A 23,496-nucleotide genomic window follows, 5' to 3' on the forward strand; every position below is an offset into this window, starting at 1 on the left:
GAGGGATGTGAGGGATCCGGCAAGCGGCGTCGAGCGACGCCACAAAACAAAAAGCCTAGTCACCGAGACTGGGCTTTTTACATGAATCTTTTGTGGGACGGGATAGATTCGAACTGTCGACCTATGGATTAACAGTCCCGCCATTTGCAAATAGGCAGAAGTAAAAGTGCAGTCTAATCAGAGAGTTCCAGCGGAAGCCATTCACTAGCCAGATCCACTTTCAGGCCTCTTGGGGTCAATTCGGCCTACTTTGGTCAAGTTGCGGTCAAGTTTGATTTCAACGATGGCCAGCCCGCCTGTGCACTTGCCAGCAAGGCATCCCAATCATCCGGTGGATTGCCACGACCGAGCATTTTCTCGAATACGGCATACGGGTCAGATTTGCTGCCGGACGACCGCAAGGTTTCCGCATCATTTACCCAAGCGTAGATGATGATGCGCGCCTTCGAGTCGTAGCGAAAGAACAAGCGAAACCGCCTTCCGATCTTGGCTCGCCGCCAGTGTCGGTAAGCAGCACCCAAGGTATTGCCCTGTCGGTACTCATCGCGAGAGGGATCGCCTGGCACGATGTCAGTAATCAACTGACTCATGGCACGAAACAACTTGACGTTCGCATTGGACTCGAATTCCGTCGGGTCGTTTTGCTCTGCACGCTGAACGGCAGCATGCAATGCCTGTAGCTGCCCAATGATGCAATCGTGGAACAGCAGCGTCCAACCATGTTGCTGCATCAGATAGCCACGTCGCCGGCTATGTCCTCGCTCAGATCGGCGAATTCTGCATGCCGCAGCATCGCCTTAGCTAGTTCATCAGATACCCCGTGGACATGGCGACCGTGCTGGACGTCTTGGGCCAGCAGCGCCAGGAACGCGCGGATAGCCGGATCTTCGTGCTCAGCATCTGCACGGCTGACAGTAATGTGCCCATCATCGTGCAGGTCGAATGCGACCTTGCTGCCCGTATCAACCCCAAGGGCCTGGCGAATGGGCTTGGGCAATGTGATTTGTCCCTTGGAGGTGATCGTCGCAAACTCGTGTAGGGTGGACATGGCATTCTCCTGAAAAGGCATTCTCCTGAAAACTTCCTTTCATTGTAAGGAATATTCCTTACAATGTCAAGCTGGTTTAGGCGGCCAATATCATGTATCGGCCTGCCACACTTCAATATGTATGCGGATTAAGCTTGAGACGGAGCAAACCAGCAGCTAGAGCCGCATTGAGGGGGCAGATCACGCACATGTTGGCCAGTAGGTTGCTCTGAATGTGCATAGTCACACCATCGCTGTCGTATATGTCGGTGGAATCGTGAACACGCCGAAAGCTGTCGACAAGCTCGTGGTCCGACTCAAACAGGGCGGCGGATCGCTATCAGGTCGACGTTAAGCGCACAGCAAAGCCGCCCTGAATCGAGCCACGCAGCGCTGCCGGGTCAGTCAGAGCACCGGACCAGTAAACGGGTGGCTAGCGTCCCAGTGCTTTCGCGATAGGCTCCGGTAATTCGGGCGCTCCTAACATGATGAGACGCACGTGCCGACACAATTTAGGTGTCCACCAAGCCACAAGGAGCGGTCGATGAAAATCAAGAACTACATGAATAACCGCCAGCAGCTACACGAACTTTTCTACGAAATCGCGCCCTACATCAAACGTCCGAACATCGATTCCGCTTTTCTCGAGCATTTCGAGATCATCATGTCCAGCGTTCAGGCTGGTCCGCCGGATGTTGGATGTCGCAGCGATGTTGCTTCGGGCTGGCAGGGCAGCACACTCCCAGCTCAGTTAGGAGGGTCGTCCCCCTCCTGATCGAGGATTCCGGACGATGGCTGCGATGCTCACGTCGCGACCGACACGCACATCAACGTCCGGCCCTCACGGGCCGCGTTCCCGTTGGCTGGATCAAGTCGCACGAGGAAATCGAAGTCGCGTTCCACGAGTCTTGCGAACTGTTCCTGCACGGCATCGAGCTTGAGCAGACATTGCACATGCCAGTTCAACCCGACCATGAGCCAGTCCGACAGGCCGTTCCATTCGCTCAGGAGGATGGCGCCGGCGGTGCCGTTTTCTTCGGCGAATTTCTCGATCCGTTTCTCGATGATGCGGGCATCATCCCGAAGCATCGTGCCGGAGATATGCAGAGATACCGCATGCGCGGTCTGATCGTGCGCCAGATACACTGTGGCGATGCCACCGAGGTGTTGCCTGATCCGTTCGATCTGTTCCACTTCGAGGTCGTCATGCACGGGCAGCGAGCCCGAGAGGATGTACGTTCCGTTTTCCATGGCAGTTATCCTTGTATGCTTGAAGTCGTGTTAGTCGTCGGCGACCGGCCCCGTTCTGGTTTCGGTGGCCGTCGCGCCCAGTTGGCCCAGAACGAAGGCGTGACGCCCCACTAGCGCTTCCAGCTGGAGGCGAAGATCGGCAAGTTCGTCGAGCAGTTCGACATGGGCTGAAAGCCCGAACGCAACGAACGACGACTCGCCATAGCGTTGCCGGACGAAGATCGCGCCGGCCGCAGACCATTTCTGCGAAAACCGTGCGAGCGCGTCTTCGATCGACTGCTGTGCGTCTGGCGAGAGCGCACCACGCACGCGTATCACGAGCGAATGGGTCACCGCATCGGTAGCGAAATAGACGTCGGCCGGCTTGGCAAGGCTTTCAGCGAGCTGTTGCGCGTGGGCGTGTCTGAAGCCGGCGCGGACCGCTAGGGCACCGCGAATTTCGTAGTTGTGCAGCATGACATTTCCCCTTTCGGATAGACGCGAACGATTGTAGAAGCGTAAAACAGGTGCGTATCGCGCTAGGCGCGATACCATCATCAGGTAGCCAATTGGATATACCACCAACAATAGTATCTAAACGTGAATATTTCAAGACAAGTTTCACAAATGGATACCTTCCCGTCGCGACTGAAGCAGGAGCGACGTCGGCTGGGCCTGAACCAGGCGGTGCTGGCGAATGCTGGCGGTGTGCAGAAGCATGCGCAGCTCAACTACGAGAAAGGGTTGAGATATCCGGATGCCGGCTATCTGGCGGGGATCGCGGAGGTTGGCGTCGACGTGCTGTATCTCCTGACTGGACGTACGTCTGACCAGTCAACTCTCGCGCTCGATAGCGACGAGGAACGGTTGCTCGCCGGCTATCGCGAGCTTAAACCCCGGGAAAAGAGGGGAGTACTGGGGCTCGTGGCGGCGATCATTGGTGCACCGGAGGACAAAGAAAACACCGGGGAGGCGGAACCCGGGTAAAGGCAACGCGTTTCCAGGCCTTTCCGACGGTATCAACGGGAAGGGCTTTGCAGATGGGTTATTAATTCTGGCGGTGGAGACCTTAGGTCTGATGGCGCAACTCTTCGTCCAGCGCCTGCTGATAGCCTTCTTCGCTCTCGTAGCCAAGCTCGAAAAATGCGGAATCGTCCCACATGTCGTTCGGATCTCCGCCGAGCGTCACATACACGTCACTAACGAATTCCTCGCACACCCGATGCCATTCAGTCGAATCGACGGGGAAGTCGCCAGGGTTCTTCTTGCCCTGGGCGTTGCGGATCGCCGCCACCGACAAGCCGTGCGACTGCGCTTCCATGTCCACCGAGCCGCCGAGGATGATTTCGAGGGGTCTATTGTTTTTCATGGGCTGGTTTTCGACGTCCGCACGAAAACTTTGGCGCCATCTAAGCCCTAACACCGGCATCGAGAGGCTAATTCACCCCCTTCCAAAGCGTCATGGGCGTAGCGCAACACCGCTTCTTTCGAGGAAAAAGCCTCCCCGGATTGGCGAGCACGCCGACTCCTCACTCAGCGCGTTGGCGCATCGGAGCACATCTGGGGGCTCATGCTGTGACGTTTCGAATTGACGCATCCGATCCTTAAATTTCTGCTCATTCCCGCTCGATAAAAGCTATCGGGTGCAGGGAGTGGGGCAAAGAACCGGCCGAACTGCTTTGAAACGAAAAAGGGTTTGCAAGCGCACGGCTCACAAACCCTTTAAATACTTGGTGGGGCGTGACAGACTCGAACTGTCGACCTACGGATTAGGAGTTCCATCTGCAGCAAATAGGCAAGAATATAACTTCAGCAAAATCAAACCACTTGCAGTGGTAGCCTTCCACAAACGGACTGAGCTTTAAGCCCTTTTTGAGGTAATTTTTGCCTACTTTGGTCAAATTTTGGCCAAGGTGTTTGCTCCAATCTTCTATCCGAAGGGCCGCAGCGGCGCATCTGCTCTCTTTGGCTGCATGGCAAGACTTCCGACGGCCGTGATCGAAACCCCTCTCTTCCAGAAGTAAGCTGAGCGTGTCTGGTCCGAGGCCGAGCGCTTCGGCTTGATCACTTGGATCGCCGCAAACCCTGATGCGGGGGATTTGATCCCGGGCAACGATGGTGCTCGTTAGGTTTACTGGAAGCGCGAAGGTACCGGCAAGTCTCGCGGCACCCGCGTGATCTACTCAATCAAACCGATGAGGAAATCCTGTTGCTCGTGGCGCCCTATGCCAAGGCCGAGCGCGAGATCATGCTTCCCAAGGACATCCGAAAGGTGGCGTGATGTACATCGAGAAAATCGCCACGGCCATCGAGGTCGATGCCGGCGCGCCGCTGCCGGATCTGCGCCAGGCGTTTGAGCAAGCTAAGGCGCGTGTCGGTCGTGTGAACACTCCCGAACAGATGCTCGTGCGGCAGGCGTGAAGCGTCTGGCGTGAGCCGATCTACGTTTGCTGTGCGTTGGACGCCGGTCGCTGCTCTGCGAGATCGTGAGCAGGGCCGCTTCGCGCCCTGGGGCGCAGTACCGTCCCCCTTGCGCATGAATATCAAGCATCATGAACTGACGGCTGAGCTTGCGGCGTCAGCACGGTCACCGATGGTTGCATATGACTGGGGCGGCGGCACGTTGGATGGGCCTAACGGAGATGGATGTCGCTTACCGTCCATCAGGCCAAACACCAGATGCTCGATGATTTCCTCCGTCAGCAGTTCAATAATCCGACGGCTCGAATGAAATTTGCGTAAGTTCGAGATGTGTATAATTTAAATAGACTATACACATTGCGAGGTATGCCATGCGCACCAACATCGACATCGACGACATGCTGATGGCCGAAGCACTCGCCGCGACAGGCGTCAAGACCAAGCGGGAAGCTGTCGAACTCGGCCTGAAGACGATCATCCGGCTCAAACAGCAGGAACAGATCCGCCAGTTCCGGGGGAAGCTTCACTGGGAAGGCGATCTTGATGCAATGAGAACGGATCGATGACGCTCGTTGATTCGAGCGTCTGGATCGATTATTTTCGGGGCGTGACCTCGCCGGAAACCGACAAACTCGACGCCTTGCTGATCATGGAAGCGCTGCTAACCGGTGACCTGATCGTAGCGGAAGTATTACAGGGCTTCTCGGCCGAGTCCGAATTCAACACAGCCAGGCAACTGATGACGACGCGCCTGAGCGTTGTGTCGCTCGTCGGCCCTGATAACGCTGTTCAGGCTGCGCGAAATTACCGTGCCTTGAGAGCGCAGGGCGTGACGATCCGGAAAACCATCGATACGCTGATCGCAACTTACTGCATCGAGAATGGCGTTTCGCTGCTGTTCAGCGACAGGGACTTCAATCCTTTTGTCGATTACCTAGGCCTTAGATCAGCTGCACTGGACGACTGATCAGGTCGACGATTGCGTGCGCAACCCACGCCTGTATTCCGCTTCCGGGATTTGGGGCGACCGCATCGTCCGTTTCGCCCGTTTCCTGTGTCAGGCGGCGATCGAGACGCACATCAAAGGCCGGCTCTGCTTGACCGCACTCCCACTAGGGAGCTCAAGTCGCACGAGGAAATCCCGCTGGTCGGTTTGCTCAATACTGGGATACGCCTCGGCGTCAGTCCAATCGGCACGGCAGACAAAAAGAAGGCAACGATGGTTTTGCGTTGAAAAGAAAAAGGGCTCCGATCGCTCGGAACCCTTTTAAATACTTGGTGGGGCGTGACAGATTCGAACTGTCGACCTACGGATTAAGAGTCCGCTGCTCTACCAGCTGAGCTAACGCCCCAAAAAACTGAATCCGAATTATAGCTACGTTTTCGTCGATTACGCAACTATCCGCAACTCAAAAACTGAAATAAACCGTCTCGCGGACGTCTGTAAGCCCCATGACACATGGCTCAGGTGCCTATCGTCTATCCCAAAAAGCCCCGCTTCGAGCAATTGTCACGAGCCGTTATCATGACGGACGCCCTTTCTGCGGACCATTCAACCGCACGAAAGCAGCGGCGCGACCCGATCATCAATAAACCCAACCCCATGGACAAATCCGCCATCCGCGTTTTGCTCGATACCACCTTCGCGCCGTGGATCCGCGACCTGGGCTTGGCGCCGGAAAGCTCCACCGATACCAGCGTCACCCTGCGCTTGCCGCAGGCGGACAAACTTCGTCACGTGGGCGGCGTGATCTGCGGCCAGGTTTTCATGGCCGCCGCCGATACCACCATGATCGTCGCCATCGCGCACGCACTAGGTGGTTTCCAGCCGATGACCACCGTCTCGCTCACTACAAGCTTCCTGCGCCCCGTAAAAACGGGCGATGTCCTGGTAACAGCGTCAATCCTGCGCCGCGGCCGCAACCTGGTCTTCGGCGAAATCGAACTCCACGATGAAACCGGCGCGCTCGCCGCTCACGCGACCACCACGGTCATGCTTGTCACCTAAAAAACCTATGTTCGATCAAGTCGTATTCGCCGGCGGCGGTAACCGCTGCTGGTGGCAGGCCGGTTTCTGGGACATTGTCCAGCCGGAACTCAACCTGCGCCCGCGCGTGATCACCAGCATTTCGGCCGGCGCGGCCACGGCCTGCATGCTGTATCTGAACCACTCCGAATGGGTGATGGACTATTACGCGCACGCGCTGCGCGACAATCCAAAGAACGCGTATTGGGGCAATTTGCTGCGCGGCCAATCGGTGTTCCCGCACTATCGGATCTACAGGCAGGCACTACTCGATATCTACGGCGCCGGGTTTCCATCGCTGGAAAACGCGCCGGAAATTCGTATCGGCGTATCGCATTTGCCGCGTTGGCTAGGCGCCCGCAGCGCGGTGGCCGCGGGGCTGATTGCCTATAACATCGAAAAGTACGTGCGCAAGAAGCTGCATCCGACACTCGGCCAGTCCCTCGGTTTTCATCCGGAATTCGTGAAGGCGCAAGACTGCGCGACCGTCGATGACCTCGCCGACCTGATCCTGCAATCATCGTGTACGCCGCCGTTCACGCCCGTCATGCGCCGGAACGGGCGGCCAGTGCTCGATGGCGGCATGGTCGACAATGTGCCGGTCGGCGCGCTGGACGCATCGCCGGGACTCGTTCTCGTGATGGTGACGCGCGTGTATCCGCGACCGCAGATGTTTGTCGTGGAGCACGGCGCGAATCGCGACCAGCGTCGCGTGTATGTGCAGCCGTCGCGCAAGGTGCCAATTTCGGCATGGGATTACACGAGCCCGTCGCTAATGCGCCCTGCATACGACCTGGGCCGCAACGATGGTGAGCAATTCCTGACACGCTTGCCCGATCTGCTCGGCGCAGCAGCGCATCTCTAGCATCTCAAAAGGAGTGTTGAACCGATGACCAAACACCACAAATACACGCTGCAAGTTGTGTGGACCGGCGATCAGGGCTCCGGCACCTCAAGCTACACCGCGTACTCCCGCGATCACCTCGTGCGTGTCGCGAACAAACCGGCCATCGAGGCATCGAGCGATCCGGCGTTTCGCGGCAGCGCCACGCGCCACAACCCGGAGGAATTGTTCGTCGCGTCGCTGTCGTCGTGCCACATGCTCTGGTACCTGCACCTTTGCGCCGTGAATGGCATCGCGGTGACCGGTTACGTGGATGATCCGCTCGGCACGATGGAAGAAACGGCGCAAGGAAGTGGCCGCTTCACCGACGTCGTCCTGCGCCCGCAAGTGACCATCGGCGCGGGCGGCGACGTGACGCTGGCCGCCCGTCTGCACGAGGAAGCGCATAAGTTCTGCTTCATCGCGAACTCGGTCAACTTCCCCGTCCGATGCGAGCCGACCACGGACATTTCCACCGTCTAACTATCGGCTATCGACGACGTCCGCCCACCAGCGCTTCCGGATTGGCGACACTCGATGTGTCGCCGGCATCGAAGGCCAGGATGTTCTTGAACGCCGCCGAGAAGTAGAGCTCGTAACTCTCCTTCTCCACATACCCGATGTGCGGCGTACAAATGACGTTTTCCATGCGCAGCAGGCTGTAACCCTGCAGGATCGGCTCGCTCTCGAACACGTCGATAGCCACCATCCCCGGCCGGTTGTGATGCAGCGCATTGAGCAGCGCGTTTTCTTCGAGCAATTCCGCGCGGCTGGTATTCACAAACAGCGCGGTGGGCTTCATGCGCATCAGATCGGCGGCCGTGACAATGCCGCGCGTTTCGTCACTCAGCCGCAGATGCAGCGAGAGCACATCGCTTTGTTCGAACAACGCTTCGCGGCTTTCGGCCACATCCACGCCGTCTGCGCGTGCGGCTTCCTGTGAGCGCTCCCGGCCCCAGATCACCACTTTCATGCCAAACGCCTTGCCGTAACCGGCGAGCAATTGGCCGATCTTTCCGTATCCCCAGATCCCGAGCGTCTGGCCGCGAAGCACTTGGCCCAGGCCGAAATTGGGCGGCAGCGCCGAGGTTTTCAGACCGGATTGCTGCCACGCGCCCTGCTTCAGGTTCGCGACGTACTGAGGAATCCGGCGCTGCGCAGCCATGATCAACGCCCAGGTCAATTCAGCCGGCGCGATGGGTGAGCCGCTGCCTTCCAGCACGGCAATGCCCCGTTCGGTACAGGCATCGAGTTCTATATGGCCGCCCGCCTTGCCGGTCTGGCTGATCATGCGCAGCCGCGGCAGTTTGTCGAGCAGTTGCGAGCTGATCCGGGTGCGCTCGCGAATCAAGACGAGCGCTTCTACTTCAGAGAGTCTGCTAGCCAACTGTCCGAGTCCGCGCACCGTGTTATTGAATACTTTCACCTCGTGATCGGCGAGCAGGCTAAAGCAATCGAGCTTGCGAACGGCGTCTTGGTAGTCGTCCAGGATGGCAATTTTGATTGGCATGGATTGGCTTTTGATTGGCATCAAACGTGCTGCAGAAATTCGAGGATGGACAGGGATCAACGCGGTAAGTTCGGGTAATTACGGAGAAATCGGGTAATTACGTATGAATTCGCCAAAATACGGGCATCGCGTCGCGTTAAGCTGCTGGTGGAACCCGACGAATTTACCGGTCGTCGGATGGTGTTCGAAAGATTTCGAATGCGGAACAGGCAGTTTAGCCATTCACGCGTCGCTACCGCCGGAATACCGGCAACGATGGAGACAATTCCTATCCCTTTTTAACAGCTTGTTCCGTGCCGACGCAAGCCGCGATTTCAGGACGGCAGTCGCCTTCAAGTCTAGACAACTCCCCGACGCATGCCTTGTTTTTGTGTCGCTCCGTCTGCTACGTGAATTCCTCCGTGCAGATGAACCGCGACCGGAATGCGCCTCTCGCGAGCAGCGCCGGCGAGTTGCAAACCGTTTTCTCTTCCAAGAACGGAGTGTGCTCGATGAACCAGCCCGCAGTAGTAGATCAACACGTCGCCGACAACGACGTGCCGGGGTACGTGAAGAATCAGAAACTCATCGATTGGGTGCAGCAAGTCGCCGCGCTGACGAAGCCGGACCGCGTCGAATGGTGCGACGGATCAGAAGAGGAGTACGACCGGCTGTCGCAACTCATGGTCGATGCCGGCACGCTCAAACGCCTCAATCCGGCCAAACGGCCTAATTCCTATCTCGCCTGCTCGGACCCGTCCGACGTCGCGCGGGTCGAAGATCGCACGTTCATCTGCTCGGCGCGCCCCGAAGAGGCCGGGCCGACCAACAACTGGATCAATCCCGCGGAAATGCGCCTCACGCTGGATGGTCTCTTCGACGGCTGCATGAGCGGCCGCACGATGTTCGTCGTCCCCTTTTCGATGGGTCCGCTCGGCTCGCCGATCGCTCATATCGGCGTGGAATTGACGGACAGCCCGTACGTGGTGACGAACATGCGCATCATGACGCGCATGGGCCGCGCGGTGCATGACGTGCTGGGTGCCGAAGGCGAGTTCGTGCCCTGCGTGCATTCGGTCGGCGCGCCGTTGGAACAAGGACAGAAGGACGTGCCGTGGCCGTGCAACGACACGAAATACATCGTCCATTTTCCGGAAAGCCGCGAGATCTGGAGTTTCGGTTCGGGTTATGGCGGCAACGCGCTGCTCGGCAAGAAATGTTTCGCGCTGCGAATTGCATCGACGATGGGACGCGACGAAGGCTGGCTCGCCGAACACATGCTGATTCTCGGCGTGACGTCGCCGCAAGGGCGCAAGTATCACGTGGCGGCGGCGTTTCCGTCGGCGTGCGGCAAAACCAACTTCGCGATGCTGATCCCGCCGCAGGACATGGCGGGCTGGAAGGTGTCGACCATTGGCGATGACATTGCCTGGATCAAGCCGGGCCGCGACGGGCGGCTCTACGCAATCAATCCCGAAGCGGGTTATTTCGGCGTGGCGCCGGGCACGAGCGAAAAGACCAACTTCAACGCCATGGCGACGCTCAAGGAGAACGTGATCTTCACGAACGTGGCGCTCACCGACGACGCCGACGTCTGGTGGGAAGGCATGACCGACACGCCGCCGGCACACCTGATTGACTGGCAGGGCAACGACTGGACGCCGGAGTCGGGCAAGAAGGCCGCCCATCCGAACGCGCGTTTCACGGCGCCGGCTGCGCAATGTCCATCGATTGATGCCGATTGGGAGAATCCGGCCGGCGTCGCGATCGATGCGTTTATCTTCGGCGGGCGCCGCTCCGACACCGTGCCGCTCGTCACGGAAGCGCGCAACTGGAACGAGGGCGTCTACATGGCCGCGACCATGGGCTCGGAAACCACCGCCGCCGCGGCCGGCCAGCAGGGCGTGGTCAGGCGCGACCCGTTCGCCATGCTGCCGTTCTGTGGCTACAACATGAGCGACTACTTTGGCCACTGGCTGAAAATGGGCGAACGGCTTGAACAACTCGATGCCAAACTGCCCAAGTTCTTCTGCGTGAACTGGTTCCGCAAGGACGCGGACGGCAAGTTCGTGTGGCCGGGTTTCGGCGACAACATGCGCGTGCTGAGCTGGATGATCGGCCGTATTGAAGGCACCGCTCACGGCGTTGAACACGCGTTCGGGCTTTCGCCGCGCTTCGAGGACATCGACTGGGGCGCCCTTGATTTCACGCGCGAGCAGTTCGAGCGCGTGATCTCCGTGCAAGACTCGGCATGGCGCGCAGAACTCGAACTGCACGATGAGTTGTTCACGAAACTCGCTCAAGGGCTGCCCGCTGAACTTGCAGAAACAAAAGCTGCGATCGAAAAACGGGTATCGGCCTGATTTTTTGTGAAAGCTAGTTAAGCGCGATTAGTGACGGAAGTCGACATAATCGATGAAATAAGGGCCGCATTAGCGGTCCTTATGCATTTCCCGCCTTACTGCGTCAAAATTGCTTCAGCCAGCTTTTCAGAAATATGACGGTGGACGTTTGTTAGTCACATCGTTCCGAATTTAGCAACAATGCACCGTGTTTCACCTTACCGAATGGTAAAGCCGAAATCTTTTATTGGAAAACGTCACATTTAAGGCAACTTCTGCACGAAAACGGGAGTCCTAGGATAATTCCGAATTGCTTCTGGTATTTAAAAGAGGCCGTCTAGCAGCAGGAGTTGTCTCATGGATCATTTGCAGTCGATGAAAGTATTCGTCCGTGTGGCGGATCTCGGCAGTTTTGCCCGCGCAGCCGGCGCGATGGATATCTCGAATGCAGTGGCAACACGTCATATCGCTGACCTGGAGGGGCGCCTGGGCACTCGGCTGCTCAACCGCACCACGCGTAGCCTGTCGCTGACCGAATCGGGCCAGGTGTACCTGGAACGCGCCCGCCAGATCCTCGACGAACTCGAGGATGTCGAACAAATGGTGGTTGCACGTAACCACGAGCCGGTCGGATCGCTACGAATTGTCGCACCGGTCGTATTCGGCCTGCACAACCTCGCGCCCGTGCTGCAGACCTATACGGAGCGTTATCCGAAAGTCGTGCCGGACGTCACGCTGGTCGACCGGCAAGTCGATCTGGTGGAAGAGGGCTTCGACGTCGGCATTGTGATCGCGCGCCAGATGCGCAGCGCGAGCATTGTCACGCGGCGCCTCACGACCGGCTGCCTGACCGTCTGCGCTACGCCCGAATATCTCGAAAAGCATGGCGTGCCGACGCGGCCGCAAGACTTGTCTGAACATCCGTCGTTGAGTTTGCCGTCCGAATATTTCGGCGATGAGCGCGTGTTCACGGGTCCGGAAGGCGAAGTGCGCGTGCGGCCGACGAACGTGATTGTCGCGAACAATACCGAGATGCTGCGCCAGTTTGCGCTGCTGGGCATGGGCATCGCGATCCTGCCGAGCTACCTGATCGGCAACGACACCACGCGCGGCAAGCTGGTGCGCCTGCTGAGCGACTACCAGTTGCCGCAGGTCGAGATCAACGTCGCGTATCCGAGCCGGCGCCATTTGCCCGCGAAGGTGCGCACCTTCATCGATCACCTTGTCGAGCATTTCAGCCAGACGCCGAATCATCAGCTAGGCGAGCAGTGGGTGAAGGACGGATTCGTGAAGCCGGGCGCGCCGGCAATCGATGAACGCGATTCCGAGCCGCTGGTCGCGCACGCGGCTTACGCGGAAGCGGAAGGCGGCGCACGTTTTGAAGCCGATTTGCCTTCCGCCGATGACAACAAGGTCGCTGGCAAGGCCGCCAAGTCGCGCTCGCGTGCGATGCCGGCGATGCCCTCGCCCTTCTGAGGAGGCCGCAGTGGTGAGGCTTCTTCACGATGAACGAAAAAAGCCCGCGAATGATTCGCGGGCTTTTTTAATGCTGCGGGCCCAACCGACAGGCCCCTGAGAACTGAAAACTAACCCGCTTTCCGAGCCGGCGCCTTCTTGGCCGCGACTTTCTTTGCCGGCGCTTTCTTCGCAGCAGCCTTGGCCGCAGACTTCACGGCTGTTTTCTTGGCGACCACGGCGACGTCGCCGTCACCTTCGTCTTCCGTTTCAGTCGCTGCCGCCGCCCCGCGCTTGACGGCTGGTTTTGCACCCGGCTTCGGCTCTTTCTTCTCGAACTCAAAGCCAATCTTGCCGTCCGGCTGCTTCACGAGGAATGCCTTGAAGTTCCGGCCGGTGCGCGACGACTTGAAGCCCGTCAGCAAGTCCGTCCTGCCTTCCTCCAGCAACTTCGACATTTGCTCGCGCGACATTTCCTGCTGCAAGATCACCTTGCCCGAACGGAAATCGCAGGTCTTCGGGTTCGCCACCGAGTTTTCGCAGATATAACTCATGCCGTGCTCATAGACCTTCGAGTGGCACTTCGGACACGCGCCAACCGGCGTCTGCTCCGAGAAATCCACCGGTTCGCCGTCTTCGCCGCCTGCATCCTGACCGAAGTCGAACTCAAGCTTCCAGTTCTTGATTTCATCGTCGAAAGACAGCTTCAGGATCGCCGAGAACGGCCGGCCCATCTTGCTGCGGAAACCCGACAACGGCCCAATGGTCTTGTCCTTGATCAGCTGCTCGACTTCCGGAATCTCGAACTGCCGTCCGCCAGGAATCTTCGACATCGAGAACTCGCACTTCGTACAAGCGAATCGCCGATAGTTCTCCTTGATCTGGCTGCCGCAATTCGGACACGGTGTTTCGAGCGTCGAGTAATCGCCGGGGATGGTGTCGGAGTCGTACTCTTTCGCGCGCTTCACGATGGTCTGCGTCATGCGCGCGATTTCCTGCATGAACTCGTCGCGCGGGAGCTTGCCGCGTTCCATCTGCGACAGCTTGTGCTCCCACTCGCCAGTCAGTTCCGGCGCCGTCAATTCCTCGACGCCGAGGCCGCGCAGCAAGGTCATCAACTGGAATGCCTTAGCCGTCGGGATCAGCTCACGGCCTTCGCGCACCATGTACTTTTCACCCAGCAGCCCTTCGATAACCGCCGCGCGAGTAGCCGGCGTGCCGAGACCCTTCGCGGCCATCGCCTCGCGCAATTCCTCGTCTTCAATGAGCTTGCCCGCGCCTTCCATGGCCGAGAGCAACGATGCTTCGTTGTATCGCGCAGGCGGTTTCGTGACGAGACCGACCGCCGCGACCTTCTCGACGTCGACCTTCTCGTCCTTCTGAACCTGCACGAGATTCGCCTCTTCGCCGCCTACTTCCTTGCCGTAGACCTGCAGCCAGCCCGGTTCAACCAGCACCTTGCCTTCGGTCTTGAAATGATGGCCCGAGACTTCGGTGATCCGCGTGGTGACGAGGTACTCGGCCGCCGGGAAAAACACCGCGAGGAAGCGCTTCACGACCAGGTCGTACAGCTTCTGCTCAGGCTCGGACAACGCTTTCGGCGCCTGCAGCGTCGGGATGATGGCGAAGTGATCGCTGATCTTCGAGTTATCGAAGATGCGCTTGTTCGGCTTCACCCAGCCCTTGTCCAACACCTGCTTCGCGTGCGGCAAGTAGTTGTTGCTCTCCTTGAGCATGGCGAGCGTGTCTTTCACCGTCGGGATGTAATCTTCGGGCAGCGCGCGGGCGTCGGTACGCGGGTAGGTCAGCACCTTGTGCTTTTCATACAGCGCCTGAGCCAGACCAAGCGTGTTCTTGGCCGAAAAGCCAAAACGGCCATTGGCCTCGCGCTGCAAGCTGGTCAGGTCGAACAGCAGCGGCGACATCTGCGTGGTCGGCTTCGCTTCTTCGGTGACCGTACCGGTCTTGCCACGACAGGCCGCAACAATGGTTTCAGCGGCCGGCAAGCTCCAAAGCCGCGAGTCGCGCTGCTCCGGATCGCCTTCGACGCGCTTGAATTTCGGGTCGAACCAGCGGCCTTCATACATGCCCTTCGCGGCAATGAATTCGGCACGCACTTCCCAATAATCGCGCGACACGAAGCGACGGATCTTTTCCTCGCGTTCCACGACGATAGACAACGTTGGCGTCTGAACGCGGCCAACCGTTGTCAGGAAGAAACCACCGCCCTTGCTGTTGAACGCTGTCATGGCGCGCGTGCCGTTGATGCCCACGAGCCAGTCGGCCTCCGACCGGCAACGAGCGGCGTCGGCCAGCGGCTGCATGTCGGCGTCGCTGCGCAAGTTCGCGAAACCGTCACGGATGGAGCCGGCGGTCATCGACTGGAGCCAGAGGCGCTGCACCGGCTGTTTGGCTTTTGCGTGCTGCGCGATCAGGCGAAAAATCAACTCGCCTTCGCGCCCCGCGTCGCAGGCATTGATCAGGCGATCGACGTCCTTTCGCTTGAGCAGCTTGGTCAGCACTTTCAACCGCGATTCGCTCTTCGCGATCGGATTCAGGTCGAAATGCGGCGGAATGACGGGCAAATTGGCAAAACTCCACTTGCCGCGCTTGACCTCGTACTCTTCCGGAGCGGCAATTTCGAGCAAGTGGCCGACAGCCGACGACAGCACGTAGTCTTCGCTTTCGTAATATTCGTCATGCTTGGTGAAGCCGCCCAAAGCGCGCGCGATGTCGTTCGCGACAGAAGGCTTTTCAGCGATGATCAGGGCTTTGGACATGACTCGATTCTAGTTAGGGACTGGCATTGAGGCCGGGTTTGGGCGGCTTGCGCCACCACGGTTCGGACCCGTTAACGTCCGCTTTATAGCATATGGCGTGCGGCGCGCGGTCTGGCATTTGATGAAACGCGGGATGCCGAACGGTGAATGTGGGCGCTTTGTGATGCAAGCGCAAAAGCCGTTTCAGCTTACGGATGCGCTTAGGTGCGCATGGTGTTCCAGCCGGTTGATCTGATTCACCCGCTGATGCAAACGTCGTCTCACGCGTCAGTTCACGCGGCGACCAGCGCGGGCCGGATCTTCGGTGCACCCACCATACCCGGCAACGCGCTCAAGTCGGTCAACATGCGCGCAACAATGGACGTTTGCGGCAACACCGTTCCAAAAAAACGGGTTGTCACGGCGTCTTCGATCAACACAGTCGGAAAATTTTCCACATCGAGGTCATCGAAGCGATCCGCCTGGTTCTCGATGTCGATCCATGCAAAGCAGATGTCCGGATGGGCATCGGCGAGCAGGTTGAAACTCTCGCGATAATCGCGGCACGTCCCGCACCATTCGGCGCACAGGCAGGCGACGAGCAGCGTGCCGGCGCTGGCCAGGCGCTCGGCAATCTGATCAGCGTCGGTGTCGAGATTCAGCGCGGGCATGGTTCCTTGCGATCCTTTTCGTCGGTAATATGTGGGTCTTGCTGGAAGCGGATTTTGTCGCGAATGTAGCATGGCGTCGAAAAATCAGCGTTCGAGCCGGGTAAAGCGTCCTCCCGGCAACGCACCAATTCGCCCCGACAGTTCGAGTTGCAGCAGCAGGCTTTGCAACGTTGCGCCATCCATTTCGGTCCGTTCAGCGAGAATTTCAAGCGTCGCGGGTGAGTGTCCAAGCCCATCGAGCAGGCGTTCGGCTTCGGGATTGGCAGGTTTTAGGGAAGCGGAGGCCCAGGATGCGCTCGCCGGCTTGGCGCCGCGCGCCGTGAAAACTTTGCCTGACGCGTCCTGAAGCTCCAGCGCGAATTCACTGGTAGCCGGTTCGGTGCTGGTGTCTTCTGCTGGACGAGGTTTTCCCGGCCTTTGTGGTTTTGGAACTGAAGCCTCCGCAACTACGGCGGGAACCGCGAAACCAAACTCTTCGAGAATATCCTCGGGCGTTTCGACCAGCTTCGCCCCCTGCTTGATCATCCGATGACACCCGCGCGACTGCGGCGCGTGGATCGATCCGGGAATCGCGAAAACATCGCGCCCCATTTCGTTGGCAAGCCGGGCGGTGATCAGCGAACCCGAGCGCATGGCTGCTTCGACGATCAGCACGCCACTCGTCAGCCCCGCAATCAGCCGGTTACGTTGCGGAAAATTTGCCGGCCGGGCCGGCGTGCCGAGCGGCCACTCCGACACAATCGTGCCGTTCAACGCAATTTCATGCGCCAGCGCGTGATGCAGCGGCGGATAGACAAGATCCGCACCCGTTCCGATAACCGCAATCGTGCCGCCCGGACCGCTCAGCCCGCCGCGATGCGCGGCACCATCGATACCTAGCGCAAGCCCCGACACAATCGCGAGGCCCGCCTCGGAAAGGGCGTGCGCGAAGCGGCGGGCGTCATCAATACCTTGAGGCGTTGCACTCCGGCTGCCGACGATCGCAACTGCTCGCGCCTGGAGCAGGTCCAGCCGGCCCTTTATATATAGCAGCGGTGGCGGATCGGGCATGGTCAGAAGCGCAGGCGGGTACGCTGAATCAGCAAGCGTGACGATTCTGTTGCCTGGAACCGACGCCCACTCGAGCGTGCGCGCCAGGCATTCGTCGAATGAGCCGAGTTCCGAGCGTGGCGGAGGACCCAGCACGGCATGCGCAGCTTTCTCGCCGGCGATACCCGCAAGCGCACCGAATGGCTGGTTCAATACCGCCTGCGGCCCGCCGAATTCTGCAAGCAATGCACGCAGCGCGATGGGCGGCAAACCGCTCGCGTTCGCTAGCCGCAGCCACGCTGAAAGGTCCTGTAAATCGGTTTCGCCCAGACAGGGCGTGGCGTCGGCCGTCGGCAGCAGGAAAGGTGTCATGTTAAAATTTTCATATTCCGAAATACGAAAGGATTGTCGAGCGGCCTGATTTCCGGCTGTTCGGACTACGCGTTGCCGCCCCACGAGCGGCGCAGAAACGACGTTGAAGCGCCGCGTTTCGGCCCAATCATCTTCCCGATACCGGCACTCTTTTACAACCTGGCCGAATGGCCGACTATCGCGCGCTGCGGCGTGCGTCGATAATCTGAATCATGGCTCTGCTCAACATACTCAAGTACCCGGACAAGCGTCTGCACAAGGTCGCGAAGCCCGTAGAGGTCGTCAATGACCGGATTCGCCGGCTTGTCGCCGACATGGCTGAAACCATGTACGCGGCGCCTGGCGTCGGCCTTGCCGCGACCCAGGTTGACGTGCATGAACGCGTGATCGTGATCGACACATCGGACACGCACGACCAGCTTCAGGCCTTCATCAATCCGGAGATCATCTGGTCGAGTGACGAGAAGAAGGATCACGAGGAAGGCTGCTTGTCGGTGCCGGGCATTTACGACTTCGTCGAGCGCCCGGAAAAGGTCCGCGTGCGCGCGCTGAACGAGAAGGGCGAGACGTTCGAAATCGACTGCGACGAGTTGCTCGCCGTGTGCATCCAGCATGAAATGGATCACCTGATGGGGCGCGTGTTTGTCGAATACTTGTCGTCGCTTAAGCAGACGCGAATTCGCGGCAAGATGAGAAAACTCGAAAAGGCGCTGTGACGCGTCGATTCATTAAGACTGATGCTGGAATTTGCAGGTTGCTGAATCGATGACTCAATCGCTGCGTGTCGTATTTGCCGGAACACCCGAATTTGCCGCTGCCGCGCTGGCCGCCATTCACGCAGCGGGTTTTCCTGTGCCGCTCGTGTTGACGCAACCGGACCGGCCTGCAGGACGCGGTTTGAAACTGGCCGCAGGGCCGGTGAAGCGGTTTGCGACCGAGCACGGCTTGCCGGTGGCGCAGCCAACCTCGTTGCGGCGCAACGGCAAGTATCCCGAGGAAGCGGCCGCTGCTATTGAGCTCTTGAAGGCCACGCCGCACGACATCATGGTCGTGGCGGCATATGGGCTGATCCTGCCGCAGGAAGTGCTCGACATCCCGCCGCTGGGCGCAATCAATATCCACGGTTCGCTGTTGCCTCGCTGGCGCGGCGCCGCGCCCATTCATCGTGCGATTGAAGCCGGTGACGCCGAGACGGGTATCACCTTGATGCAGATGGATGCCGGGCTCGATACCGGCGCGATGATCGTCAAGGGTCATATCCCAATCGGTTCCACCGATACCACCGCCACGCTGCACGACCGCATGGCGCAGCTCGGCGCGGATCTGATCGTTGAAGCGCTGCGGGATATCGAGCGCGACGGCGCCTTGCCCGCCGCGCCACAGCCGAAGGACGGCGCGACCTACGCGGAGAAGATTGCCAAGCACGAAGCGGCGCTCGACTGGCGGCGTCCGGCAAGCATGCTCGCGCGCCAGATTCGCGCCTTCGACCCGTTCCCCGGCGCGTTTGGAACGCTTGATGGCGTTGTCGTGAAGATCTGGGCGGCGGAGCCGGTCGAATTGCCGGACGATGCCGAAGCCGGCGTGATTGTGGAAAGCAGCCCGGAGGGTGTCGTGGTTGCCTGCGCTCAGGGCGGCTTGCGTCTCACGCAGTTGCAAAAGCCCGGCGGCAAACGACTCCCGGTACGCGAATTTCTTGCCGGATCGCCTATTGTTAAAGGGCAACGATTCGAACTTCAGGAAGTGGCGCCGGGTGCCTGAACCGGTGCCGGAGCGTTTCCTGCGCAGCTGCCAAAACATCTAAAGCCAGCAAAAACAAAACGAAGGTCCCGCAATGCTTGGAATCACCGGTTTCACGCTGTTTATCGTCGCCGTCATGTTGCTGAGCGTTACGCCGGGACCGGATACGGCGTACATCGTCGGCCGAAGTGTTGCGCAAGGACGGGGCGCGGGTGTGGTATCGGCGCTGGGTATTGCGCTTGGCTGCATCGTGCATACGCTGGCCTGCGCATTCGGGCTGACGGCGTTGCTGGCGGCGTCGGTTACCGCGTTCACTATCGTCAAGTTCGCAGGCGCGATTTATCTGATCTATCTCGGCGTGCGGTTGATCTTCGCGAAGCCGGCGGTAACGAAAGCCAGCGACGAAGTAGAAGAAAGCCGCGTTCGCACTGCGCCGAAGTCGCTGCAACAGCTTTTCACGCAGGGCTTCGTCACCAACGTGCTGAACCCGAAAGTGGTGCTGTTCTTCGTCTCGTTCATCCCGCAATTCGTTGCTGCCGACAGCGCACACAAGACCCTCGCGTTCCTCGCACTCGGCCTGGTGTTCGTGCTGGTCAGCACCTTCTGGAATACGTTCGTGGCGTGGATCGCGGGCAGCGTGACGCAACGCTTCTCCGGGAAACCGGGCGTCAAGCTTTGGCTGGACCGGGTGGTGGGTAGTGCGTTCGTCGGATTGGGCATCAAGCTGGCGACTTCGCGCAGGTGATTGAATTTTTCCGCGATGCCCTTATCTAACATTTTGCTTACAATCCGGGGCCGGCTATCTTTGACGGATTGCCCGGTCAGGCAAAAAGGCCGCTTCGGCCGCTCGCGCGCAACGCGCATTGATATTGGGTGAGGAGTTCAAGACATGTTCAACTGGGTCAAAACGGCGATGCTGATGGCAGCGATCACGGCCCTCTTTGTCGTAATCGGGGGAATGATCGGCGGCAGCAAAGGGATGATGCTCGCGCTGCTCGTCGCCCTCGGCATGAATTTCTTCTCGTACTGGTTCTCCGACAAGCTCGTGCTGAAGATGTACAACGCACAGGAAGTGGACGAAGCCAGCGCGCCGCAGTTTTATCGGATGATTCGCGAACTTGCTACGCGGGCGCAGCTGCCCATGCCCAAGGTGTATCTCATCGACGAAAACGCGCCCAACGCGTTCGCAACCGGCCGTAATCCGGAGCACGCGGCGGTGGCGGCGACCACCGGCATCCTGCGGGTGTTGTCCGAGCGCGAATTGCGTGGCGTGATGGCGCATGAGTTGGCGCACGTGAAGCATCGGGACATTTTGATTTCGACGGTTTCCGCCACCATGGCCGGTGCGATCTCGGCGCTGGCCAACTTCGCCATGTTCTTTGGCGGCCGGGATTCCGACGGCCGGCGCTCGAATCCAATCGCCAGTATTGCCGTCGCCATGCTGGCGCCGCTGGCGGGCGCGCTGATTCAGATGGCGATCTCCCGGGCGCGGGAATTCGAAGCCGATCGCGGCGGCGCGCAGATTTCCGGCGATCCGCAGGCACTTGCCAGCGCGCTCGAGAAAATTCACGCGTATGCAGCGGGCGTCCCGTTTCCGACCGCCGAGCAGCATCCTGCCACCGCGCAAATGATGATCATGAATCCGCTGGCGGGCGGTGGAATCTCCAAGCTTTTTTCCACTCACCCGGCGACCGAGGAGCGCGTCGCGCGCCTGATGGAGATGGCGCGAACCGGACGGATGGAATAATGACGCTGGGCTAAGCCGCAGCCACAAGCCCATCGCCGCGCAAGCGGCGGTGGGCTTTTTTCAGACCATGTCATAAACAGCGGACTGCCTCTAATCCCGTCCGTTCGGCCATCGTCCGGGTCCTAATCTCAGGCCAAACCCCTCGCAAGTTACAATGCTTCGTTTGTGCGGACCGGCATCGGCCGGCTCGAACGCCTTCGCCCCGACATGACCGAAAAGCCTTTCCGACGCCGCACAGCTTCATCGGCGGACAGCAGCCGAGCGTCGTCCGACGCCCGTCTCGCCACGCTTAACCTCGCTCCCGATTCACTCGCGTTCGCGCTCGATGCCGCCGCGCAAGCGCTCGGCGCGGTGCGTGCCGGTTCCGCGTTGCCCGCAGCCTTGCAGACGGTTATTGCGACAACGCACGTGGCGGTGTCCCGCGGGGCGACGCAGGACATTGCGTATCGCACGTTGAGGCGTCTTGCCGTGGCCGACGCGCTGATCGCAAAACTGGTGCGCAAGCCGCCGCCGCCGCATGTATCGAATGTGATGGCCTGCGCGTTCGCGCTGCTGGTCGATGACGAAGCCCACGCCGCGTACACGCCTTTCACCATTGTCGATCAAGCCGTCAACGCCATCGCCGCACGGCGCGAGTTCGCGTTTGCGAAGGGTCTGGTCAACGCGGTGCTGCGCTCGTTCTTGCGCGAACGTGATGCATTGCTGGCCGAGGTTCAAAGCAACCCCGTCGCGCGTTTCAACTATCCCGCGTGGTGGATCGACGCGGTCAAGCGCAGCCAGCCAGACGAGTGGGAAAACATCCTCGACGCCGGTAACCGGCAAGGCCCGCTTACGTTGCGTGTCAACGCACGGCGCATGAGCGTCGCGCAATATATCGACGTCCTCAAGGCCGAGCACATAGAAGCCGAAGCCGTCGGCATTCACGCCGTGCGCCTCAAGACGCCCATGTCCGTCGAGAAGATTCCCGGTTTCGCCGATGGCGTCGTCTCGGTGCAGGACGCTGGCGCTCAACTTGCCGCGCAGTTGCTGAACGCGCGCGACGGCATGCGCGTGCTTGATGCCTGCGCGGCCCCTGGCGGCAAGACCGGCCACGTGCTGGAACTGGCGAATGTCGAGTTGATCGCGGTGGAAAGCGACCCGGTGCGCGCGCGGCGTATCGGCGAGAACCTGCAGCGCCTGAATGTGCAGGCGGAAATTCGCGTAGGCGATGCCGGCGATCCGTCGGCCTGGTCAGACGGCGATCCGTTCGATCGCATACTCGCCGACGTGCCGTGCTCAGCGTCGGGGATCGTTCGACGCCATCCTGACATTCGCTGGTTGCGCCGTCCTACCGACATTGCCGCCCTGGTCGAAGAGCAGCGCCGCATTCTCGCCGCGCTCTGGCCACTGGTCTCGACCGGCGGTGAGTTGCTCTACGTTACGTGTTCGATCTTCCCCGAAGAGGGCGAGTTGCAGGCGCAGTGGTTTGGAGAGGTGCACGAAGATGCGGTACGATTGGACGCGCCGGGGCAATTATTGCCGACAGCCAGCCGCACCGGCGCGGTTGGTTCGCAAGTATCACCGGACCCGGTCACGAACTCGCTGACGGACAATTCAGGCGAGGCGCAACGTACCCGCACATCATCTGCGCGGGACGCGCAAGCCTTTGCGGACCATGACGGATTCTTCTACGCGCGCTTTCAGAAACGGTGACGATCAAACGCTTTTTCCCGCTGCGGCTCGCGCCTGCCGGCCAGGCCGTGCTGGCCCTGTTATTGAGCCTTGCGCTGTCGTTCATGCCTGTTTCGGCTGCGCAGGCCGATCCCATTGCTGTGCAGCGCGCGTCGTTGCAGGCGGACGGATCGGGCTGGAGTCTCGACGCCCGTTTCGACTTCGATCTCAACAGCAGTCTTGAAGACGCCGTGAACAAGGGCGTGCCTTTGTATTTCACAACCGATTTCGATCTCTCCCGGCCGCGCTGGTACTGGTTCGACGAAGAGCCGGTGAGCGTGTCGCAAAGCATCCGGCTTTCGTTTCAACCCCTGACGCGCGAATATCGTGTCTCCACGGGGGGCTTGCAGCTTGGCTTCGCTACGCTGCAAGAGGCGCTTGCCGTCATCAAGCATGTGACGTCGTGGCACGTGATCGATCGTAACCAGGTCCAGCCTGGCGAGACGTACAACGCGTCGGTTCGCATGCAGCTCGATATCGCATTAATGCCCAAGCCGTTCCAGATCGACGCGGTCAACAACCGCGACTGGAATCTTTCTTCCGACTGGAAGCGTTTTACTTTTACGGCGGCGACCAGTGCTAAATAAACTACGCCGCC

General features: G+C 59.6%; 25 protein-coding genes and 1 tRNA gene. 16 read left to right on the forward strand and 10 right to left on the reverse strand.

The genetic code is table 11. The features are described from left to right. Nucleotides 1-254: 254 nt before the first annotated feature. A complete protein-coding gene (locus tag ACSQ83_RS08545) occupies nt 255-731 on the reverse strand; it encodes a type II toxin-antitoxin system YhaV family toxin (protein WP_436227830.1) in 477 nt (158 codons plus the stop codon). Next, nucleotides 731-1,048 carry a type II toxin-antitoxin system PrlF family antitoxin gene (locus ACSQ83_RS08550; RefSeq protein WP_436227831.1) on the reverse strand — a complete coding sequence of 106 codons (318 nt, stop codon included), beginning with the start codon at nt 1,046-1,048 and terminating at the stop codon, nt 731-733. The genes ACSQ83_RS08545 and ACSQ83_RS08550 overlap by 1 nt, the downstream gene beginning before the upstream one ends. A 523-nt stretch (nt 1,049-1,571) precedes the next feature. Between ACSQ83_RS08550 and ACSQ83_RS08555 the strand changes: the two genes are divergently transcribed. Next, nucleotides 1,572-1,802 carry a hypothetical protein gene (locus ACSQ83_RS08555; RefSeq protein WP_436227832.1) on the forward strand — a complete coding sequence of 77 codons (231 nt, stop codon included), beginning with the start codon at nt 1,572-1,574 and terminating at the stop codon, nt 1,800-1,802. A 29-nt stretch (nt 1,803-1,831) separates the two neighbouring features. Here the strand turns inward: ACSQ83_RS08555 and ACSQ83_RS08560 are convergent, their stop codons facing one another. Together ACSQ83_RS08560 and ACSQ83_RS08565 are read right to left on the reverse strand one after the other, a co-directional pair. After that, nucleotides 1,832-2,278, reverse strand: a complete 447-nt coding sequence (locus tag ACSQ83_RS08560; RefSeq protein ID WP_436227833.1) for a hypothetical protein — start codon at nt 2,276-2,278, stop codon at nt 1,832-1,834. A 30-nt stretch (nt 2,279-2,308) separates the two neighbouring features. Next, the gene (locus ACSQ83_RS08565) at nt 2,309-2,734 is read right to left on the reverse strand and encodes a hypothetical protein (protein WP_436227834.1); all 426 of its coding nucleotides are present in this window, start codon (nt 2,732-2,734) and stop codon (nt 2,309-2,311) included. Nucleotides 2,735-2,884: 150 nt separating this feature from the next. Here ACSQ83_RS08565 and ACSQ83_RS08570 point away from each other — a divergent pair, with 150 nt between their 5' ends. Continuing rightward, a complete protein-coding gene (locus ACSQ83_RS08570) occupies nt 2,885-3,244 on the forward strand; it encodes a helix-turn-helix domain-containing protein (protein WP_414947651.1) in 360 nt (119 codons plus the stop codon). An 82-nt stretch (nt 3,245-3,326) separates the two neighbouring features. Here ACSQ83_RS08570 and ACSQ83_RS08575 read toward each other — a convergent pair whose 3' ends face one another. Continuing rightward, a complete protein-coding gene (locus ACSQ83_RS08575) occupies nt 3,327-3,626 on the reverse strand; it encodes a hypothetical protein (protein ID WP_436227835.1) in 300 nt (99 codons plus the stop codon). 911 nt (nt 3,627-4,537) lie between these two features. Here ACSQ83_RS08575 and ACSQ83_RS08580 point away from each other — a divergent pair. The 3 genes from ACSQ83_RS08580 to vapC all read left to right on the forward strand — a co-directional run bounded on the left by ACSQ83_RS08580 (nt 4,538) and on the right by vapC (nt 5,645). Continuing rightward, a complete protein-coding gene (locus ACSQ83_RS08580) occupies nt 4,538-4,678 on the forward strand; it encodes a hypothetical protein (RefSeq protein ID WP_436227836.1) in 141 nt (46 codons plus the stop codon). Between the two features lie 371 nt (nt 4,679-5,049). Continuing rightward, nucleotides 5,050-5,244: a type II toxin-antitoxin system VapB family antitoxin gene (locus tag ACSQ83_RS08585; RefSeq protein ID WP_414947648.1), complete on the forward strand. Its 195-nt coding sequence runs from the start codon at nt 5,050-5,052 to the stop codon at nt 5,242-5,244. Next, a complete protein-coding gene (gene vapC, locus ACSQ83_RS08590; protein WP_414947647.1) occupies nt 5,241-5,645 on the forward strand; it encodes a type II toxin-antitoxin system VapC family toxin in 405 nt (134 codons plus the stop codon). Before ACSQ83_RS08585 ends, vapC begins: the two co-directional genes overlap by 4 nt. 309 nt (nt 5,646-5,954) lie before the next feature. Here the strand turns inward: vapC and ACSQ83_RS08595 are convergent. After that, nucleotides 5,955-6,030 (reverse strand) — tRNA-Lys (locus tag ACSQ83_RS08595). A gap of 251 nt (nt 6,031-6,281) precedes the next feature. Here ACSQ83_RS08595 and ACSQ83_RS08600 point away from each other — a divergent pair. The 3 genes from ACSQ83_RS08600 to ACSQ83_RS08610 are packed head-to-tail and all read left to right on the forward strand — an operon-like array spanning nt 6,282 to nt 8,070. Continuing rightward, a complete protein-coding gene (locus ACSQ83_RS08600) occupies nt 6,282-6,686 on the forward strand; it encodes a PaaI family thioesterase (protein WP_436227911.1) in 405 nt (134 codons plus the stop codon). A gap of 7 nt (nt 6,687-6,693) precedes the next feature. Next, nucleotides 6,694-7,569, forward strand: coding sequence for a patatin-like phospholipase family protein (locus ACSQ83_RS08605; RefSeq protein WP_436227837.1), 876 nt, complete (start codon nt 6,694-6,696; stop codon nt 7,567-7,569). Between the two features lie 24 nt (nt 7,570-7,593). Further along, nucleotides 7,594-8,070, forward strand: coding sequence for an OsmC family protein (locus ACSQ83_RS08610; protein ID WP_436227838.1), 477 nt, complete (start codon nt 7,594-7,596; stop codon nt 8,068-8,070). Between the two features lie 7 nt (nt 8,071-8,077). On the opposite strand, the gene ACSQ83_RS08615 is transcribed toward ACSQ83_RS08610, so the two are convergent. Beyond that, the gene (locus tag ACSQ83_RS08615) at nt 8,078-9,091 is read right to left on the reverse strand and encodes a D-2-hydroxyacid dehydrogenase family protein (RefSeq protein ID WP_414947928.1); all 1,014 of its coding nucleotides are present in this window, start codon (nt 9,089-9,091) and stop codon (nt 8,078-8,080) included. Between the two features lie 497 nt (nt 9,092-9,588). Between ACSQ83_RS08615 and ACSQ83_RS08620 the strand changes: the two genes are divergently transcribed. Next, nucleotides 9,589-11,439 carry a phosphoenolpyruvate carboxykinase (GTP) gene (locus ACSQ83_RS08620; protein WP_436227839.1) on the forward strand — a complete coding sequence of 617 codons (1,851 nt, stop codon included), beginning with the start codon at nt 9,589-9,591 and terminating at the stop codon, nt 11,437-11,439. A 336-nt stretch (nt 11,440-11,775) separates the two neighbouring features. Then, the gene (locus tag ACSQ83_RS08625) at nt 11,776-12,894 is read left to right on the forward strand and encodes a LysR family transcriptional regulator (RefSeq protein ID WP_436227840.1); all 1,119 of its coding nucleotides are present in this window, start codon (nt 11,776-11,778) and stop codon (nt 12,892-12,894) included. A gap of 110 nt (nt 12,895-13,004) precedes the next feature. Here the strand turns inward: ACSQ83_RS08625 and ACSQ83_RS08630 are convergent, their stop codons facing one another. From ACSQ83_RS08630 to dprA, 3 genes are all read right to left on the reverse strand, one after another. Next, nucleotides 13,005-15,653 carry a DNA topoisomerase III gene (locus ACSQ83_RS08630; protein WP_414947642.1) on the reverse strand — a complete coding sequence of 883 codons (2,649 nt, stop codon included), beginning with the start codon at nt 15,651-15,653 and terminating at the stop codon, nt 13,005-13,007. A 272-nt stretch (nt 15,654-15,925) separates the two neighbouring features. After that, on the reverse strand, nt 15,926-16,303 hold the full coding sequence (locus tag ACSQ83_RS08635) for a thioredoxin family protein (RefSeq protein ID WP_436227841.1): 378 nt from the start codon (nt 16,301-16,303) through the stop codon (nt 15,926-15,928). Nucleotides 16,304-16,387: 84 nt separating this feature from the next. After that, nucleotides 16,388-17,704, reverse strand: a complete 1,317-nt coding sequence (dprA, locus tag ACSQ83_RS08640) for a DNA-processing protein DprA (protein ID WP_436227842.1) — start codon at nt 17,702-17,704, stop codon at nt 16,388-16,390. A 212-nt stretch (nt 17,705-17,916) separates the two neighbouring features. Here dprA and def point away from each other — a divergent pair, with 212 nt between their 5' ends. From def to ACSQ83_RS08670, 6 genes are all read left to right on the forward strand, one after another. Then, nucleotides 17,917-18,420: a peptide deformylase gene (gene def, locus ACSQ83_RS08645; protein ID WP_414947640.1), complete on the forward strand. Its 504-nt coding sequence runs from the start codon at nt 17,917-17,919 to the stop codon at nt 18,418-18,420. A 49-nt stretch (nt 18,421-18,469) separates the two neighbouring features. Further along, the gene (gene fmt / locus ACSQ83_RS08650; protein WP_436227843.1) at nt 18,470-19,462 is read left to right on the forward strand and encodes a methionyl-tRNA formyltransferase; all 993 of its coding nucleotides are present in this window, start codon (nt 18,470-18,472) and stop codon (nt 19,460-19,462) included. A 73-nt stretch (nt 19,463-19,535) separates the two neighbouring features. Beyond that, the gene (locus ACSQ83_RS08655) at nt 19,536-20,186 is read left to right on the forward strand and encodes a LysE family translocator (RefSeq protein ID WP_436227844.1); all 651 of its coding nucleotides are present in this window, start codon (nt 19,536-19,538) and stop codon (nt 20,184-20,186) included. Nucleotides 20,187-20,330: 144 nt separating this feature from the next. After that, entirely contained in the window at nt 20,331-21,188 is an 858-nt protein-coding gene (htpX, locus tag ACSQ83_RS08660; protein ID WP_414947637.1) for a zinc metalloprotease HtpX, read from the forward strand. A gap of 207 nt (nt 21,189-21,395) precedes the next feature. Further along, complete coding sequence (gene rsmB / locus ACSQ83_RS08665; protein WP_436227845.1) at nt 21,396-22,880, forward strand: 16S rRNA (cytosine(967)-C(5))-methyltransferase RsmB; 1,485 nt, start codon at nt 21,396-21,398, stop codon at nt 22,878-22,880. After that, complete coding sequence (locus tag ACSQ83_RS08670; RefSeq protein WP_414947635.1) at nt 22,877-23,485, forward strand: DUF4390 domain-containing protein; 609 nt, start codon at nt 22,877-22,879, stop codon at nt 23,483-23,485. The genes rsmB and ACSQ83_RS08670 overlap by 4 nt, the downstream gene beginning before the upstream one ends. The last annotated feature ends 11 nt before the right edge of the window (nt 23,486-23,496 follow it).

This window comes from Caballeronia sp. LjRoot29 (assembly GCF_964252755.1).
In the GTDB taxonomy this organism is placed as follows: Bacteria; Pseudomonadota; Gammaproteobacteria; order Burkholderiales; family Burkholderiaceae; genus Caballeronia.

Excerpts from the sequence above, each read along its gene's own strand:
- ACSQ83_RS08625 (WP_436227840.1), top strand. The coding sequence starts at position 11,776 with ATGGATCATTTGCAGTCGATGAAAGTATTCGTCCGTGTGGCGGATCTC.
- ACSQ83_RS08550 (WP_436227831.1), bottom strand. The coding sequence starts at position 1,048 with ATGTCCACCCTACACGAGTTTGCGACGATCACCTCCAAGGGACAAATC.
- ACSQ83_RS08620 (WP_436227839.1), top strand. The coding sequence starts at position 9,589 with ATGAACCAGCCCGCAGTAGTAGATCAACACGTCGCCGACAACGACGTG.
- ACSQ83_RS08635 (WP_436227841.1), bottom strand. The coding sequence starts at position 16,303 with ATGCCCGCGCTGAATCTCGACACCGACGCTGATCAGATTGCCGAGCGC.
- ACSQ83_RS08545 (WP_436227830.1), bottom strand. The coding sequence starts at position 731 with ATGCAGCAACATGGTTGGACGCTGCTGTTCCACGATTGCATCATTGGG.
- ACSQ83_RS08580 (WP_436227836.1), top strand. The coding sequence starts at position 4,538 with ATGTACATCGAGAAAATCGCCACGGCCATCGAGGTCGATGCCGGCGCG.
- ACSQ83_RS08565 (WP_436227834.1), bottom strand. The coding sequence starts at position 2,734 with ATGCTGCACAACTACGAAATTCGCGGTGCCCTAGCGGTCCGCGCCGGC.
- ACSQ83_RS08655 (WP_436227844.1), top strand. The coding sequence starts at position 19,536 with ATGCTTGGAATCACCGGTTTCACGCTGTTTATCGTCGCCGTCATGTTG.
- fmt (WP_436227843.1), top strand. The coding sequence starts at position 18,470 with ATGACTCAATCGCTGCGTGTCGTATTTGCCGGAACACCCGAATTTGCC.
- htpX (WP_414947637.1), top strand. The coding sequence starts at position 20,331 with ATGTTCAACTGGGTCAAAACGGCGATGCTGATGGCAGCGATCACGGCC.
- dprA (WP_436227842.1), bottom strand. The coding sequence starts at position 17,704 with ATGACACCTTTCCTGCTGCCGACGGCCGACGCCACGCCCTGTCTGGGC.
- ACSQ83_RS08555 (WP_436227832.1), top strand. The coding sequence starts at position 1,572 with ATGAAAATCAAGAACTACATGAATAACCGCCAGCAGCTACACGAACTT.
- ACSQ83_RS08600 (WP_436227911.1), top strand. The coding sequence starts at position 6,282 with ATGGACAAATCCGCCATCCGCGTTTTGCTCGATACCACCTTCGCGCCG.
- ACSQ83_RS08585 (WP_414947648.1), top strand. The coding sequence starts at position 5,050 with ATGCGCACCAACATCGACATCGACGACATGCTGATGGCCGAAGCACTC.
- ACSQ83_RS08630 (WP_414947642.1), bottom strand. The coding sequence starts at position 15,653 with ATGTCCAAAGCCCTGATCATCGCTGAAAAGCCTTCTGTCGCGAACGAC.
- rsmB (WP_436227845.1), top strand. The coding sequence starts at position 21,396 with ATGACCGAAAAGCCTTTCCGACGCCGCACAGCTTCATCGGCGGACAGC.
- ACSQ83_RS08560 (WP_436227833.1), bottom strand. The coding sequence starts at position 2,278 with ATGGAAAACGGAACGTACATCCTCTCGGGCTCGCTGCCCGTGCATGAC.
- ACSQ83_RS08610 (WP_436227838.1), top strand. The coding sequence starts at position 7,594 with ATGACCAAACACCACAAATACACGCTGCAAGTTGTGTGGACCGGCGAT.
- ACSQ83_RS08605 (WP_436227837.1), top strand. The coding sequence starts at position 6,694 with ATGTTCGATCAAGTCGTATTCGCCGGCGGCGGTAACCGCTGCTGGTGG.
- vapC (WP_414947647.1), top strand. The coding sequence starts at position 5,241 with ATGACGCTCGTTGATTCGAGCGTCTGGATCGATTATTTTCGGGGCGTG.
- def (WP_414947640.1), top strand. The coding sequence starts at position 17,917 with ATGGCTCTGCTCAACATACTCAAGTACCCGGACAAGCGTCTGCACAAG.
- ACSQ83_RS08570 (WP_414947651.1), top strand. The coding sequence starts at position 2,885 with ATGGATACCTTCCCGTCGCGACTGAAGCAGGAGCGACGTCGGCTGGGC.
- ACSQ83_RS08575 (WP_436227835.1), bottom strand. The coding sequence starts at position 3,626 with ATGAAAAACAATAGACCCCTCGAAATCATCCTCGGCGGCTCGGTGGAC.